The following is a 12,819-nucleotide window of genomic DNA, read 5'->3' on the forward strand; positions in this document are numbered from 1 at the left end:
CCGGGCGTACAGGCCGCCGCGCGCCATCAGGGCCGCGTGGGTCCCCTCCTCCACCACCTGCCCGTCGTCCATCACCACGATGCGGTCGGCCCGCAGGACGGTGGCGAGGCGGTGGGCGATGACGATCGTGGTGCGGGCCGACATCGCCTTGTCCAGCGCCGCCTGCACCAGCCGCTCGCTCTCCGCGTCCAGGGCCGAGGTCGCCTCGTCAAGCAGCAGGATCGGGGCATTGCGGACCAGGGCCCGGGCGATGGCCAGCCGCTGGCGCTGGCCGCCGGACAGGCTCTTGCCGCGCTCGCCCAGCGGCGTGTCGAAGCCCTGCGGCAGGGCCTCGATGAACCCCAGCGCCTGGGCCTCCTCGGCAGCCGCGCGCACTTCATCCTCACTCGCAGCTTCCCGCCCGAACCGAATGTTTTCGGATGCCGATCCGGAAAACAACGGTGTCTCCTGCGAGACCCAGGCGAAGCGGTCGCGCACCGCCACCGGATCGGCCTCGCGGACATCGACGCCATCCACCGAGACCACGCCGGACTGGGGGTCGTAGAAGCGCAGCAGCAGGCGGAAGACCGTGCTCTTGCCCGCGCCCGACGGCCCGACCAGGGCCACCGTCTCCCCGGGGCGCACGGTCAGGGAGAAGCCCTTCAGCGCCGGCAGGTCGGGCCGGCCGGGATAGCTGAACTGGACCGCCGACATCGACACCTCGCCGACCGGCGGCTGCGGCAGGGCCCGCGGCGCGGCCGGGGCGGCGATCTCGGGCGTGCTGCGCATCAGCTCGTCGATCCGCTCCATGGCGCCGGCGGCCTTCTGCACGTCGCCCCAGCTCTCGCCCAGCGCGCCGACGGCCCCGGCCGAGAACACGGACAGCAGCACGAACTGCAGCAGCGCCCCCGGCGTCATCCGCCCGGCGATCACGTCCTGGGCCCCCAGCCACAGGACCAGGGTGACCCCGCCGAACATCACGGCGATGATCATGGCGGTCATCAGGGCCCGGGCCTTCATGCGGACCAGCGAAACCCCGAAGGCCGCCTCCACCGCCTCGCCGAAGCGGGCGATGGCGCTCTTCTCGCGCCCGAAGGCCTGCACCGTCTCGATGGCGTCGACGCTCTCGCCCGCGAATCCCACCGCATTGGCGAAGCGATCCTGGGACGCCACCGTCAACCGCCGGACCTTGCGTCCGAACAGGAACAGCGGCCCGAGCAGCAGCGGCACGATCAGCAGGACCAGCCCGGTCAGCTTGGGACTGACGATGAACAGCAGGATGGTTCCGCCGATCAGGGTCAGCAGATTGCGCACCGCGTAGGACACCGAGGTCGTCAGCAGGGTCTCGACGAGCGCAATGTCGGTGGTCAGGCGCGACAGCACCTCGCCGGTGCGCATCTGGGCGTAGAAGGCCGGATCCAGCGTCAGGATGCGCTCGAACAGCCCCTTGCGCACGTCGGCCACGACCCGCTCGCCCGTCTTGGTGACGAAATAGTAGCGCACCGCCGTCGCCAGGCCGAGAAACAGGGCGTTGGCCGCCAGCACCATGAACCACAGGTCCAGCCGCTCGCCGTTGTTCTCGAAACCGTTGTCGATCGCCCCGCGCGCCGCCACCGTCAGGGCCAGGGAGGCCGTCGTCGAGAGCATCAGCCAGAGCGCCGCCATGGCCATATGGCCCTTGTGGCGCAGGGCGTAGGGCAGCAGCCGCCCCAGCGGACGGATGTCGCGCCGCCTGGCCCGGCGCTGGCCGGCGTCGCCCATCTGCTCGATCAGCAGCGCGCCCGCGCCGGGCCGTCCACGAAGGTCGGCGGCGTCGGGAGCGGTAGCGGCGGTGTCTGTCATGGCCGGGCCTCTTGCCCCGGAACGGCCCCCGGTGTAAACGCCGCCGCTCATTCCCGCCCCAAACCCCTTGCCGGGGGATGTCGGCGGGTTTTCTCATTTTCGCGCACAGACGGTCGGCATCGTCACCGCGCAGAGACCGGACAACGACCATGAAGGCCGATACGCACCCCGACTACCACTTCATCACCGTGACGATGACGGATGGTACGACCTACAAGACGCGCTCCACCTACCAGAAGGAAGGCGCCGTCCTGAACCTGGACATCGATCCGCTGACGCACCCGGCCTGGACCGGCGGCAACCAGCATCTGATGGACCGCGGCGGCCGCGTTTCGCGCTTCAACAACAAGTTCGGCGGCTTCATCAAGAAGTAGGCGGTCTGGCTTTACGGCCACACCCCCCGCCAAGACGATCACGAAGGCGTCGGTCCCGGGACCGACGCCTTTCTGTTTGCCCGGAACGCCGATAACATGGCCGCGTTGGACACCGGGGCGTAGACGCAGGATTCTGCGTGGAATTGGGCGAAGAGCAGCAGTTATGAATCGACGACAACTGGGTCTGGGCGCGGCGGCGGCGGCCATCGCGTCGGCAAGCGGAGGGCTCGCCATGGCCCAGGTCCGCGATCCGGCGGCCGTCAGCTTCTATGACAGCTTCAACGACCAGCTGGCCCGCCTGCCGGCCACGATCCAGCCCGACGTCCGCGCCTTCTATGAGCTGAACGGCTGGCGGCCGGTGTGGACGCCGGAACGGTTGCGCGCGCTGCAGGGCGCGGCCGGCCGCGCCGAGCGCCACGGCCTGTCGCAGAGCGACTTCTTCGATTTCGACGCCTTGGCGTCCGTCCCGGCCGCGGCCGAGATGCGCACGACGGCGGCGGCCCTGGGCTATGGCCGCGTGCTGGCCGAGGGCCGGGTGCGGCCCGAAACGGTCGAAGACCTCTGGGAGATGCAGAAGAACCGCGTCGATCTGCCCCTCGGGCTCAACGACGCCCTGGCCCAGAACCGGCTGATCGACTGGTTCGAGGGGCTGGCTCCGACCGACATCGGCTATTCCAACCTGTCGGCCGGCTATGTGCGTTATCGGCGCATGATCCGCGAAGGCCGCAGCTGGCCGGTTTTCCAGTCAGGCCCGACCATTGAGCCAGACACCAGCGATCCGCGCATTCCGGTGCTGATCGAGCGCTTGGTGGCGGAGGGTGATCTGTCGGCGACCGCCGCCGCGCAGCTCGCCGGTATGGGGAACTACTACGGTCCCGAACTGGTGGAGGCTGTGAAGGGCTTCCAGATCCGGCACGGCCTGGCCGCCGACGGCCGCATCGGCACGGGCACCCAGCGCTCCCTGTCCGCCTCGTCCGAGGATCGCGCGCGCCAGATCGCCCTGAACCTGGAACGCCGTCGCTGGCTGGCGCGCGAGGTCGCGCCCGAGCGGATCGAGGTCAACACCGCCGCCGCCATCATGGTCTACTGGAAGGACGGCAAGCCGGTTCACTCCAATCGCGTCGTGGTCGGATCGCCGGCCAACCAGACGCCCAGCCTCGAGAAGCAGTTCGCCTCCGTGGTGGCCAATCCGCCCTGGTACGTCCCGGCCTCGATCGCCCGGAACGAGATCCTGCCCAAGGGTCCCGGCTATCTGGCGGCCAACAACATGTACATCTCGAACGGCACGGTCATCCAGCGCGCCGGACCGACGGCCGCCCTCGGCTATGTGAAGTTCGAGCTGCGCGACAGCTACGCCATCTTCCTGCACGACACCCCGACCAAGTCCGCCTTCAACCTGGCCATGCGCCAGCGCAGCCACGGCTGCGTGCGGGTCCAGGACGCGGTCGAGTTCGCCCGCCTGCTGCTGTCGCCCGATCCCAGCCTTCTGGCCCAGTTCGACGAGGCCCAGGACACGCGCGAGACCAAGCGCATCCAGACCGGGCGCGAGATCACCGTGCGGCTGCTGTATTGGACCGCCTTCGTCGACGGCCAGGGCCGCGTCGCCTTCCGCGAGGATGTCTACGGCCGCGACGGCAAGCTGGCGGAAGCACTCGGCATCGCCGTCAGCCTGCCCAAGGTGGTCGACGACGGCCGCGGCCGCGACGCCGACGACGTCGGGCCGTAGGGCCTACTGCCTGAACGCCGCCGTCAGCCGGTCCAGCTGGCTCTGCACCGGATTGACCGCCTCCTCCTCGGGCGCGTCCAGGTACATGCGGCGGTCGAGGTGCAGGACCCGGTCGTACAGCTTCTCGGCCCGGACCAGGTATTCGACCAGGGCGATGGGCAGTTCCGGATGCGTCGGCTCGGTCTCGATCTTGCGGTCGGCCAGACGGTAGCGGGCGTCGCAGGCCGCCAGAGCCGTCATGTCGCCCTCGCGCACCGCCCGCTGGACCAGCAGCCAGGAGGCGATCTGCATCAGCCGGGTGGTCAGCTTCATGCTCTCCCCGGCGTAGGCCAGGGCCGTGGTGCGCGACAGCAGCTTGGATTCCCGCCGCCCGTCGCCGTCCAGATAGGCCGCGGTCTCCTCGACCAGTTCCATGCCTTCGCGGAAGGTGCGGTCGAACAGCTCCGACCGGGCGAAGTCGTCGACGACGGCCGCGCGGGTGCGTCCGGCGGATGGGGTGAGGTCGTCGCTGGGCATCAACTCGGTCAGACTCATGTGCAAGGCGCATCCGTATCACGACCGGCACGGTTTCGCGCGGTGCATGAGCCGACTGCAACGGCCATGCCAACCGGCTGATTCACGGGCGGAAGTTGAACATGGCGTCGGCGGCGTTGCGCTGCGACGACTTGCCTTCGATGGCGGCGTTCGACCGGGCGATCTCCGCCTCGAGCCCGGCGATGCGCTGTTTGAGGTCCTCGACCGAATAGCCGTCCAGATCCTCGCGCGTCAGGGCGATCAGAGGCGCGCCCCGCGCCGGACGGGGCTCCAGATCCTCGAACATCGCCGCCTCCTTCTTGGCCAATCCACAGGCAAGCGCCTATCTGAACGCCCGGACAGGGACGATTGCAAGAACGGGGAGCCGATGCGGGCTGTCGAAATCACCGGCGGGTCGGGACCCGCTGAAGCGCTGGCGCTGGTCGAGAGGCCCGATCCGGTCGCCGGGCCGGGCCAGATTCGCATCCGCGTGAGAGCGGCCGGCGTCAATCGTCCCGATCTGCTGCAACGCCAGGGCCGTTACCCCGCCCCGCCGGGCGCGTCCGACATCCTGGGGCTCGAAGTCGCCGGCGAAGTGGATCAGTTTGGCGACGGCGTCTCACGCTGGGCCGTGGGCGACCGTGTCTGCGCCCTGCTCGGCGGCGGCGGCTATGCGGACTACGCCGTCGTCGACGCCCGCCACGCCCTGCCCGTCCCCGATGACCTCGAATTCGTCCAGGCCGCCGCTTTGCCGGAGACGGTCTGCACTGTCTTCGCCAATGTCTTCGAGGCCGGGGCGCTGAAGACCGGCGAGACCCTGCTCGTCCACGGCGCGACCAGCGGCATCGGCGTCACGGCGATCCAGATGGCCAAGGCGGCCGGCGCCCTGGTGATCGCCACCTCCCGCGGGGCCGGAAAGGCCGAGGCCGCCCGGGCGCTCGGCGCCGATCTCAGCCTCGACGCCGGAGCGGACGATCTGGAAGCGTCGATCAACGCCTTCGGCGGCGCCGATGTCGTGCTGGACATGGTCGGGGCGGACTATGCGGCGCTCAACCAGGCGGTGCTCAGGCCGTTCGGCCGCTGGGTGGTCATCGCCACCCTGTCGGGCGCGCGGGCCGAGATCGATCTGGCCCGGCTGATGATGAAGCGGATCGTGCTGACCGGCTCGACCCTGCGGGCCCGGCCGGCCGATGAGAAGGCCCGGCTGATCGCGGCGGTCGAGGCGACCGCCTGGCCGTGGGTGGCGGCCGGTCTGGTCCGGCCGCCGGTCGAGGCGAGCTTCCCGCTGGAACAGGCGTCGGCCGCCCACCTCAGGCTCGAGGCGGGCGACCACGTCGGCAAGATCGTGCTGACGGCCTGACTACCAGCGGCCGCCGCGCCCAACGGGGCGAAGCGACGAGATCCGGTCGTTCATCCCGTGCTGCTGCAGGTTCCAGACATCGTCGCTGAAGGTCCGGCAGGTGCCGCGGAAATAGGCGTCGGTGCAGGCTTCCCAGGTTCCGCGGAACTGCATCGAACTGATGTTGTCGTTGAAACCCGTGTTGCGCAGGTTCGGCATGGCCCCGCGGAAGGTGGTCGACGAGCCCCGATACAGGGCGTCCCGATAGACGGTGATCGCGTTGCGGCCGCCGTCCCAGCCGCCTCCGTCGTCCGGCCGTCCGCCGCCGCCGCCCGGACGGTCCTCATAGGTTCCCCGGTGCGGACCACAGACCAGCAGGCCGTTGTCATTGCGGATTTCGTAATCGGCGCAGCGGTTCAATTCGATCGACGTGCCGCGGATATTGCCGCGCCGGTTGCGGCAGTCGGCGTACAGCCGGCCGCGGTTGACGTAGGCGCCGCTGCAGCTGTCGCGGTAGTCGCCGCGCGGGGCGACGCGCTCTTGCAAGCCGCCGGGGGCGAACTCCTGGCCGGCGCCGGAAAGAACCGCCATGGCGGCAAGGGTTTCGATCAGCATGGGTCCCTCCAATCAGGTTTCCATGACGCCCAACGCGTCTGTGGAGCCACTGTTCAGCAGGCTGGATGAACCTTGGCTGTATGACGATGACGGCTTTCGTTTTCTTTTGCCGCGAATGAGCCTATATCGATGACATACGCGCCCGGCCGAAAGGTCGGGCGCCGTCGTATCCGGAACCCGCCGCAGCGGGCCAAAAACAGAAACATAGACGCTCATGACCGACATCCTCATGCCCAAGGCCACCGCGGTCTGGCTGGTCGACAACACCTCCCTCACCTTCGAGCAGATCGCCGACTTCTGCGGCCTGCATCCGCTGGAAGTGCGCGGCATCGCTGACGGCGACGTGGCGCGCGACATCCGCGGCGCCGATCCGCTGGTCAACGGCCAGCTGACCCGCGAAGAACTGGACAAGGCCCAGAACGACGAGACCTACCGCATGCAGGCCGTGGTCAGCCGCCACGCCGAACTGCTGAAGAGCCACAAGCCGGCGCCGAAATACACGCCGGTCTCGCGCCGTCAGGACCGTCCGGACGCCATCGCCTGGTTCGTGCGCAACCACCCCGAGGTGACCGACGCCCAGATCGCCAAACTGCTGGGCACCACCAAGTCGACCATCGAGAGCGTGCGCAACCGCACCCACTGGAACAGCGCCAACATCAAGCCGGTCGACCCGGTGACCCTGGGTCTGGTCGGCCAGCTGGCGCTTGACGAACTGGTCAAGAAGGCCGCCGACAAGAAGGCGAAGGACGACGCCAAGAAGGGCGGCGCCACCCTGCAGCCCGCCGACGCCGCCGAGCCGGCCGAGCCGGAGTTCGTGCCGGAAGCCCGCGAGCGCCGCGGCGCCGAGCCCACCGCCGCTTCGGTGTTCGGCCCCAAAGACTGAAAATGAAACGGCCCCGGATCGCTCCGGGGCCGTCTTTCTTTCTGCGGGAGGCCGTCGCTAGTGCGCTCGGGCCTCCAGACTGGTGATCTGTTCCTTGAGCCGGAGCTTCTGCTGCTTGAGCTCCCTTACGCGAAGCGAGTCCGTGGCCGGGTGGGTCGTCTCGCGGCGGATGATCTCATCCAGGTTGCGGTGACGGTTTCCCAGTTCGCGGATACGAGCTTCGATGGTCATGGCTTGCGCCTCCATGTCTAAGGGACCAGTACAGTCAGCGCCGGGTCTGACCGGCTGTAGAATCACATTCCAGTGAACTGCCGACCGTCCTGATACGGACCACCCTGGAGCCCGAATTGGCCGAAGATGTGAACGGAGCCGTACGGAACCATTCCGGCTCCACGCCCGCCAGATTGATCGTCGGAATTTCCGGAGCGTCCGGCGTGGCTTACGGCGTGCGCACGCTGGAGGCGCTGCGCGAGCTCGGGATCGAGAGCCATCTCGTCGTCACCCGCGCCGCCCTGCTGACCCTGTCGCAGGAGACCGATCTGTCGGCCGACGACCTGACGGGCCGCGCCGACGTGACGCACCGGCTGAACGATGTCGGGGCCTCGATCGCTTCGGGCTCGTTCCGGACCATGGGGATGATCGTCGCGCCGTGCTCCGTGCGGACCATGAGCGAAATCGCCACCGGGGTGACCTCGACCCTGCTGACCCGCGCCGCCGATGTGGTGCTGAAGGAGCGGCGGCCGCTGGTGCTGATGGTGCGCGAGACGCCGCTGCATCTGGGCCACCTGCGCACCATGACCGCCCTGACCGAGATGGGCGCGATCATCGCCCCGCCCCTGCCGGCCTTCTATGCGAAACCGGCTTCCATCGAAGAGATGGTCGACCAGTCCGTCGGCCGGGCGCTGGACCTGTTCGGGCTCGAATGGTCGGGCGTCCGACGCTGGGCGGGGCTGAAGGGCGTCACGGCCGAATGAGCGACCTGTGGGACTGGGCCGTCCGGGCCTATGCGTCCGACGGGGTCGGCGACGCCTGCCTGCACCTGCAGGACGCCGCCGGGCAGAACGTGCCTCTGCTGCTGTGGGCGGCCTGGACGGCGCGGACCGGGCGCAGTCCGGACGCCGACACGCTGGAGGCCGCCTGCGACGTCGCCCGGGCCTGGCAGGACACGGCGATCGCGCCGCTGCGGGCCGTGCGGCGGGCGATGAAGGGCCGCAATCCCGATCTGGACGACGCCGACCGCGAGGCGGTGCGGTCCCAGGTCAAGGCCGTGGAGCTGGAGGCGGAGCGCCGACTGCTGGCCGCGTTGGAGGCCCTGTCGCCGGCGCCGGCGGGCGCGCCGGGGCCCGTGCTGGAGGCGCTGATCGCCGTCGCCCGGCAGTGGTCGCCGATGACGCCGCGCCCCGGCCTGAGCGCACTCGCCGAACGGCTTCCGGCCTGAGCCGACGCGCGCTATAAGCCCGCGTCCGGGGCCCGACCATGAACGACGACGATCCTTTTCTGAGCGAGGAAGAGCTGGCGCTGCACGCCCGGCTCAAGGAATTGCGCCAGGAGCACGCCGACCTCGACGCCTCGATCGAGGCGCTGACGCAGATGCCCCTGCCCGATCAGCTGATGATCGCCCGGATGAAGCGCAAGAAGCTGACCCTGCGCGACGAGATCGTGAAGATCGAGGCCATCGTCCTGCCGGACATCATCGCCTAGGCGGTCACCGCCCCTTCTTGCGCACCCACATGGCGGCGTCGGCCTCGGCGAGCCAGACTTCCGGATCGGCGTGGGCGGCGAAGGCGCGGACGCCGAACGAACCGCCCAGACCGGCCGACTGGCCATCCCATTCGAACGGCGTCTCCTCGAGGGCGGCGGCCAGCTTGCGCGCCTTTTCCCGGCCCTCCTCGAGACCGGCGTTGAGCATCAGCAGGCCGAACTCGTCGCCGCCCAGCCGGCCCACGGCGTCCGACTCGCGCAGATTGGCCCGCATCATCTCGGCGACATGGACCAGGGCGGCGTCGCCGGCCGCGTGGCCCAGCCGGTCGTTGACCCCCTTGAAGCCGTCGAGGTCGAGGTAGAGCAGCACCGCCGGCACCTCGTGGCGCTGGCAGAAGGCCATGGCGCTCTTCATCGCGGCCACGAAGCCGCGCCGGTTCAGCGACGGCGTCAGCACGTCGTGGTCGGCCGCCGCCTCGGCCGCCTCGGCCCGGCGGCGCAGGGCTTCGACCTCGGCGCGGAGCCGTTCGATCTCGGCGATGGGGTCGATGACGGCCGCGTCGGTCACAGGCGAAAGGGCTCCCCGGCCGGCGACTCACCACGCTCCGGCCGGTGACAAGCCTAACGCCGTCGGTTGCGGGCGCAACGCGAGTCCTGTATCGCGCCGCTTTCGTCGGAAAGGGCTACGACTCATGACGACCGGAACGCCTCCTGTGGCGATCATCATGGGCAGCCGCTCGGACTGGCCGACGATGAAGCACGCCGCCGACGCGCTGGACCGGCTGGGCGTGGCCTGGGAGGCGAAGGTGGTCAGCGCCCACCGCACCCCCAAACGCCTGTTCGACTTCGCTACCGGCGCGCGCGCCGCGGGCTTCAAGGTGATCATCGCCGGGGCCGGCGGCGCCGCCCACCTGCCGGGCATGGCCGCCTCGATGACCGAACTGCCGGTGCTGGGCGTGCCGGTCGAGTCGAAGGCGCTCAAGGGCATGGACAGCCTGCTGTCGATCGCCCAGATGCCCGGCGGCGTGCCGGTCGCGACCCTGGCCATCGGCGAGCCGGGGGCCAAGAACGCCGGCATTCTCGCCGCCCAGATCCTGGCCCTGTCGGACGAGGTCCTGGCCGGACGGCTGGCGGCCTTCCGCGAGGCCCAGACCGAGGCGGTCCACGAGACGGTCGAGGACTGAGTGGCGCCCCTGCCCCCCGGATCGACCCTCGGCATTCTCGGCGGCGGCCAGCTGGGCCGCATGCTCAGCCAGGCGGCGTCGCGGCTGGGCTTCAACGTCGTCATCCTCGACCCGGAAGAGAACAGTCCGGCCGGCCGCGTCTCCCAGGGCCAGATCGTCGCCGCCTATGACGACCTGACCGCCCTGACCGTGCTGGGCCGGGTGGCGCAGGCGGTGACCTTCGAGTTCGAGAACGTGCCGGCCGCCTCGGTGGCGCGACTGGTCGAGGGCGGCGCCCTCGTGGCGCCGGGCTCCCGGGCGCTGGCCGTGGCCCAGGACCGGGTCGAGGAGAAGACCTTCCTGAACGGCGTCGGCGCGACGACCGTGGACTACGCGGCCGTCGACAGCCTCGACGACCTGCTGGCCGGTCTGGAGCGGCTGGGCGCCCCGGCCCTGCTGAAGACCCGGCGCGAGGGCTATGACGGCAAGGGCCAGGCCTGGATCCACGACGCGGCCGAGGCGGGCGCCGCCTTCGCGGCGGTCGGCGGCGCGCCGTCGATCCTTGAGGCCAGGGCCGACTTCACCCGCGAGCTCTCGGTGATCGCCGCGCGCGGCCGCGACGGGGCGGTCGCCGTCTATCCGCTGGGCGAGAACATCCACAAGGGCGGGGTGCTGAAGACCACCGTCGCCCCGGCCGCCGTCGACGCGAAGACGGAGAAGCGGGCCAAGGCCATCGCCAAAGCCATCCTCGAGGGCCTCGACTATGTCGGCGTGCTTGGGGTCGAGCTGTTCGATCTCGGGAACGGGACCTTGTTGGTCAACGAGATCGCGCCGCGCGTTCACAACACCGGCCACTGGACCCAGGACGGCTGCGCCTGCGACCAGTTCGAACAGCATATCCGCGCCATCGCCGGCTGGCCGCTGGGCCCGACCGCGGCCCACGCCCGGGTCGAGATGACCAACCTGCTGGGCGACGAGGTCGAGCAGTGGGCGAAGCTGGCCGGCAGGGCGGATGCGCGCCTGCACCTCTATGGCAAGGCCGAGGCCCGGCCGGGCCGCAAGATGGGCCATGTGAACCGGGTGAAGCCGCTGGACTGAGGGTCCGGGGGTACGGGATGACAGGGTTCGCCCTGAAAAAATCCCGACTCCAACTTCAGCACAATCGTGGATCATGCCCCGGGTGAGGGATCGCCGCGCCTGGACGGCGGCGGCGGGGTTCTGAAACTGTCAAAGACCAGGCCCGGCAGGCATTTCACCAGTATGCACGGGCCTGCGTCAGAAGCGGACGCAGAGCGGATTCGGGGACGATTCCGGCGCGACCGGGAGTGTCGGAATGACGCCCGAAGTGTCGGGATGACAGGGTCCGGGATGGCAGGGTTTTCGCCGCCTTTTCTGCTTTCGTCATTCCGGGCGGAGAGGCGCAGCCTCGGAGACCCGGAACCCAGCGGCGCGCGCGAGCGCGAACCTGTCGGGAGCGTCGGCGCCGGCCGTGTGAAGTCTCAGGCGCCGGTGTTTCGCCGCCGTCGCGGCGCCGCTGGGTTCCGGGTCTGCGGCGCGCTACGCGCGCCTTCGCCCGGAATGACGAAAGCTATTGAGGCGCTTTCGCCCCGTAGCGCATCCGGCTCAGCGCGTCGGTCATCCTGCGCAGCGGGGCGTCGAAGTCCTTGCCGGCCTTCCATTTCTCGAAGGCCATGACGTTCTCGATGCGGCGGGCGACGAAGGCGTCGGCGGCGTCCTTGCCGTCGAACCAGCGCATGGTCAGGGCCGGGATCAGGATGCCCGACAGGATGGCGCGCTTGGAATAGTGGTTCCAGTCGGTCGCCGTGTCGCCCGCCCAGTTCCACAGCAGGTCGGCCGTCTCCCACGCCAGCTTCAGCCCCAGATCGGTGTTGGTCGGCAGGGCCAGGAAGGCGGCGCAGCGGCGCGTGGCCTCGAGGTCGGCGGCGCCCGCCTCCATGCGGGCCGAGACAGCGCGGGCGATTCGCTCGCGGATCTTCAGCGATTTCGGGTCGACCTCGGCCAGCGAGGCCATGGCCCGGTCGTCGTGCCGCCGCGACAGCAGGGCGGCCAGGTCGCGTGCGCCATTGGGAAACAGCAGCTCCTCGTCGCCCCGCGACAGGCCGTTCGCCTCGCAGGCGGCGCGGACCATGCGGCCGTTCCAGCCCAGGGCCGGCGCGCGCTGGACGGCGGCGTCCAGCACCGCCTGTTCCATGCGGTCGGCCCAGTCTCCTTCAGGCGGGTCGTTCGACAGGTGTGGCGCGTCGGTCATGGCGCCAGCATAAGCCCGTCCGGCGGGCGTTTCGACCCTTCACATCTTGCCGCGACGATCTGGACAGGACCGGGCCGAACGTGTATCAGCCCGCCTTCATCCGCGGACCCCTGTCTGCCGGACCGAGATTTTATTTGTCTGCCCGTCTCCCTCACAGGACGCGGCGGGCGGCCAAAGGAGAGTTCAACCTGGTACAGATTTTCGTTCGCGATAATAACGTCGATCAAGCGCTGAAGGCCCTCAAGAAGAAGATGCAACGCGAAGGCAGCTTCCGGGAAATGAAGCGCCACGTGCACTACGAGAAGCCCTCGGAGAAGCGCGCCCGCCAGAAGGCCGAGGCCGTGCGCCGCGCCCGCAAGCTGGCCCGTAAAAAGGCACAGCGCGAAGGCGCGCTGTAAGACGACGCGATCTTGTG

General features: G+C 69.7%; 17 protein-coding genes. 10 read left to right on the forward strand and 7 right to left on the reverse strand.

The features are described from left to right. Window positions 1-1,821 (reverse strand): ABC transporter transmembrane domain-containing protein (locus RDU12_RS05565; RefSeq protein WP_308684234.1); only part of this gene is annotated, 1,821 nt, incomplete at its 3' end. A gap of 149 nt (window positions 1,822-1,970) precedes the next feature. On the opposite strand from RDU12_RS05565, the gene rpmE reads away from it, so the two are divergent. Both rpmE and RDU12_RS05575 read left to right on the forward strand, forming a co-directional pair. Beyond that, on the forward strand, window positions 1,971-2,195 hold the full coding sequence (rpmE, locus tag RDU12_RS05570) for a 50S ribosomal protein L31 (RefSeq protein ID WP_300289969.1): 225 nt from the start codon (window positions 1,971-1,973) through the stop codon (window positions 2,193-2,195). Between the two features lie 163 nt (window positions 2,196-2,358). Then, window positions 2,359-3,921, forward strand: a complete 1,563-nt coding sequence (locus RDU12_RS05575; RefSeq protein WP_308684235.1) for a L,D-transpeptidase family protein — start codon at window positions 2,359-2,361, stop codon at window positions 3,919-3,921. 3 nt (window positions 3,922-3,924) lie between these two features. On the opposite strand, the gene RDU12_RS05580 is transcribed toward RDU12_RS05575, so the two are convergent. Next, window positions 3,925-4,455 (reverse strand): DUF1465 family protein, encoded by a 531-nt coding sequence (locus RDU12_RS05580; RefSeq protein ID WP_300291117.1) that lies wholly within the window; start codon window positions 4,453-4,455, stop codon window positions 3,925-3,927. A gap of 82 nt (window positions 4,456-4,537) precedes the next feature. Further along, window positions 4,538-4,762, reverse strand: coding sequence for a DUF1192 domain-containing protein (locus RDU12_RS05585; protein WP_308684236.1), 225 nt, complete (start codon window positions 4,760-4,762; stop codon window positions 4,538-4,540). A gap of 60 nt (window positions 4,763-4,822) precedes the next feature. Between RDU12_RS05585 and RDU12_RS05590 the strand changes: the two genes are divergently transcribed. After that, on the forward strand, window positions 4,823-5,794 hold the full coding sequence (locus RDU12_RS05590) for an NAD(P)H-quinone oxidoreductase (protein ID WP_300291113.1): 972 nt from the start codon (window positions 4,823-4,825) through the stop codon (window positions 5,792-5,794). On the opposite strand, the gene RDU12_RS05595 is transcribed toward RDU12_RS05590, so the two are convergent. Next, window positions 5,795-6,388, reverse strand: a complete 594-nt coding sequence (locus tag RDU12_RS05595; protein WP_300291111.1) for a beta/gamma crystallin-related protein — start codon at window positions 6,386-6,388, stop codon at window positions 5,795-5,797. It abuts the gene before it with no gap. 214 nt (window positions 6,389-6,602) lie between these two features. Here RDU12_RS05595 and RDU12_RS05600 point away from each other — a divergent pair, with 214 nt between their 5' ends. Then, the gene (locus RDU12_RS05600) at window positions 6,603-7,271 is read left to right on the forward strand and encodes a DUF1013 domain-containing protein (protein WP_300291108.1); all 669 of its coding nucleotides are present in this window, start codon (window positions 6,603-6,605) and stop codon (window positions 7,269-7,271) included. Window positions 7,272-7,328: 57 nt separating this feature from the next. Here the strand turns inward: RDU12_RS05600 and RDU12_RS05605 are convergent, their stop codons facing one another. Then, window positions 7,329-7,502: a YdcH family protein gene (locus RDU12_RS05605; RefSeq protein ID WP_300291106.1), complete on the reverse strand. Its 174-nt coding sequence runs from the start codon at window positions 7,500-7,502 to the stop codon at window positions 7,329-7,331. A gap of 128 nt (window positions 7,503-7,630) precedes the next feature. Here RDU12_RS05605 and RDU12_RS05610 point away from each other — a divergent pair, with 128 nt between their 5' ends. Genes RDU12_RS05610 through RDU12_RS05620 form a run of 3 tightly spaced genes read left to right on the forward strand, consistent with a single transcriptional unit; the run spans window position 7,631 to window position 8,972 of the window. Further along, entirely contained in the window at window positions 7,631-8,245 is a 615-nt protein-coding gene (locus tag RDU12_RS05610; protein ID WP_300291122.1) for a UbiX family flavin prenyltransferase, read from the forward strand. Then, window positions 8,242-8,709, forward strand: a complete 468-nt coding sequence (locus RDU12_RS05615; protein ID WP_308684237.1) for a TIGR02444 family protein — start codon at window positions 8,242-8,244, stop codon at window positions 8,707-8,709. Before RDU12_RS05610 ends, RDU12_RS05615 begins: the two co-directional genes overlap by 4 nt. 38 nt (window positions 8,710-8,747) lie before the next feature. Continuing rightward, entirely contained in the window at window positions 8,748-8,972 is a 225-nt protein-coding gene (locus RDU12_RS05620; protein WP_308684238.1) for a DUF465 domain-containing protein, read from the forward strand. 4 nt (window positions 8,973-8,976) lie between these two features. Here RDU12_RS05620 and RDU12_RS05625 read toward each other — a convergent pair whose 3' ends face one another. Continuing rightward, entirely contained in the window at window positions 8,977-9,540 is a 564-nt protein-coding gene (locus tag RDU12_RS05625; RefSeq protein ID WP_308684239.1) for a GGDEF domain-containing protein, read from the reverse strand. Between the two features lie 124 nt (window positions 9,541-9,664). On the opposite strand from RDU12_RS05625, the gene purE reads away from it, so the two are divergent. Together purE and RDU12_RS05635 are read left to right on the forward strand one after the other, a co-directional pair. Beyond that, window positions 9,665-10,156, forward strand: a complete 492-nt coding sequence (gene purE / locus RDU12_RS05630; protein ID WP_300293014.1) for a 5-(carboxyamino)imidazole ribonucleotide mutase — start codon at window positions 9,665-9,667, stop codon at window positions 10,154-10,156. Then, a complete protein-coding gene (locus tag RDU12_RS05635; protein ID WP_308684240.1) occupies window positions 10,157-11,233 on the forward strand; it encodes a 5-(carboxyamino)imidazole ribonucleotide synthase in 1,077 nt (358 codons plus the stop codon). Window positions 11,234-11,723: 490 nt separating this feature from the next. On the opposite strand, the gene RDU12_RS05640 is transcribed toward RDU12_RS05635, so the two are convergent. Next, window positions 11,724-12,404, reverse strand: a complete 681-nt coding sequence (locus RDU12_RS05640) for a COQ9 family protein (protein ID WP_308684241.1) — start codon at window positions 12,402-12,404, stop codon at window positions 11,724-11,726. A gap of 188 nt (window positions 12,405-12,592) precedes the next feature. On the opposite strand from RDU12_RS05640, the gene rpsU reads away from it, so the two are divergent. Further along, entirely contained in the window at window positions 12,593-12,802 is a 210-nt protein-coding gene (gene rpsU, locus RDU12_RS05645) for a 30S ribosomal protein S21 (RefSeq protein WP_308684242.1), read from the forward strand. The last annotated feature ends 17 nt before the right edge of the window (window positions 12,803-12,819 follow it).

Origin of the sequence: Brevundimonas sp., from assembly GCF_031082345.1 — a bacterium.
GTDB lineage: Bacteria > Pseudomonadota > Alphaproteobacteria > Caulobacterales > Caulobacteraceae > Brevundimonas.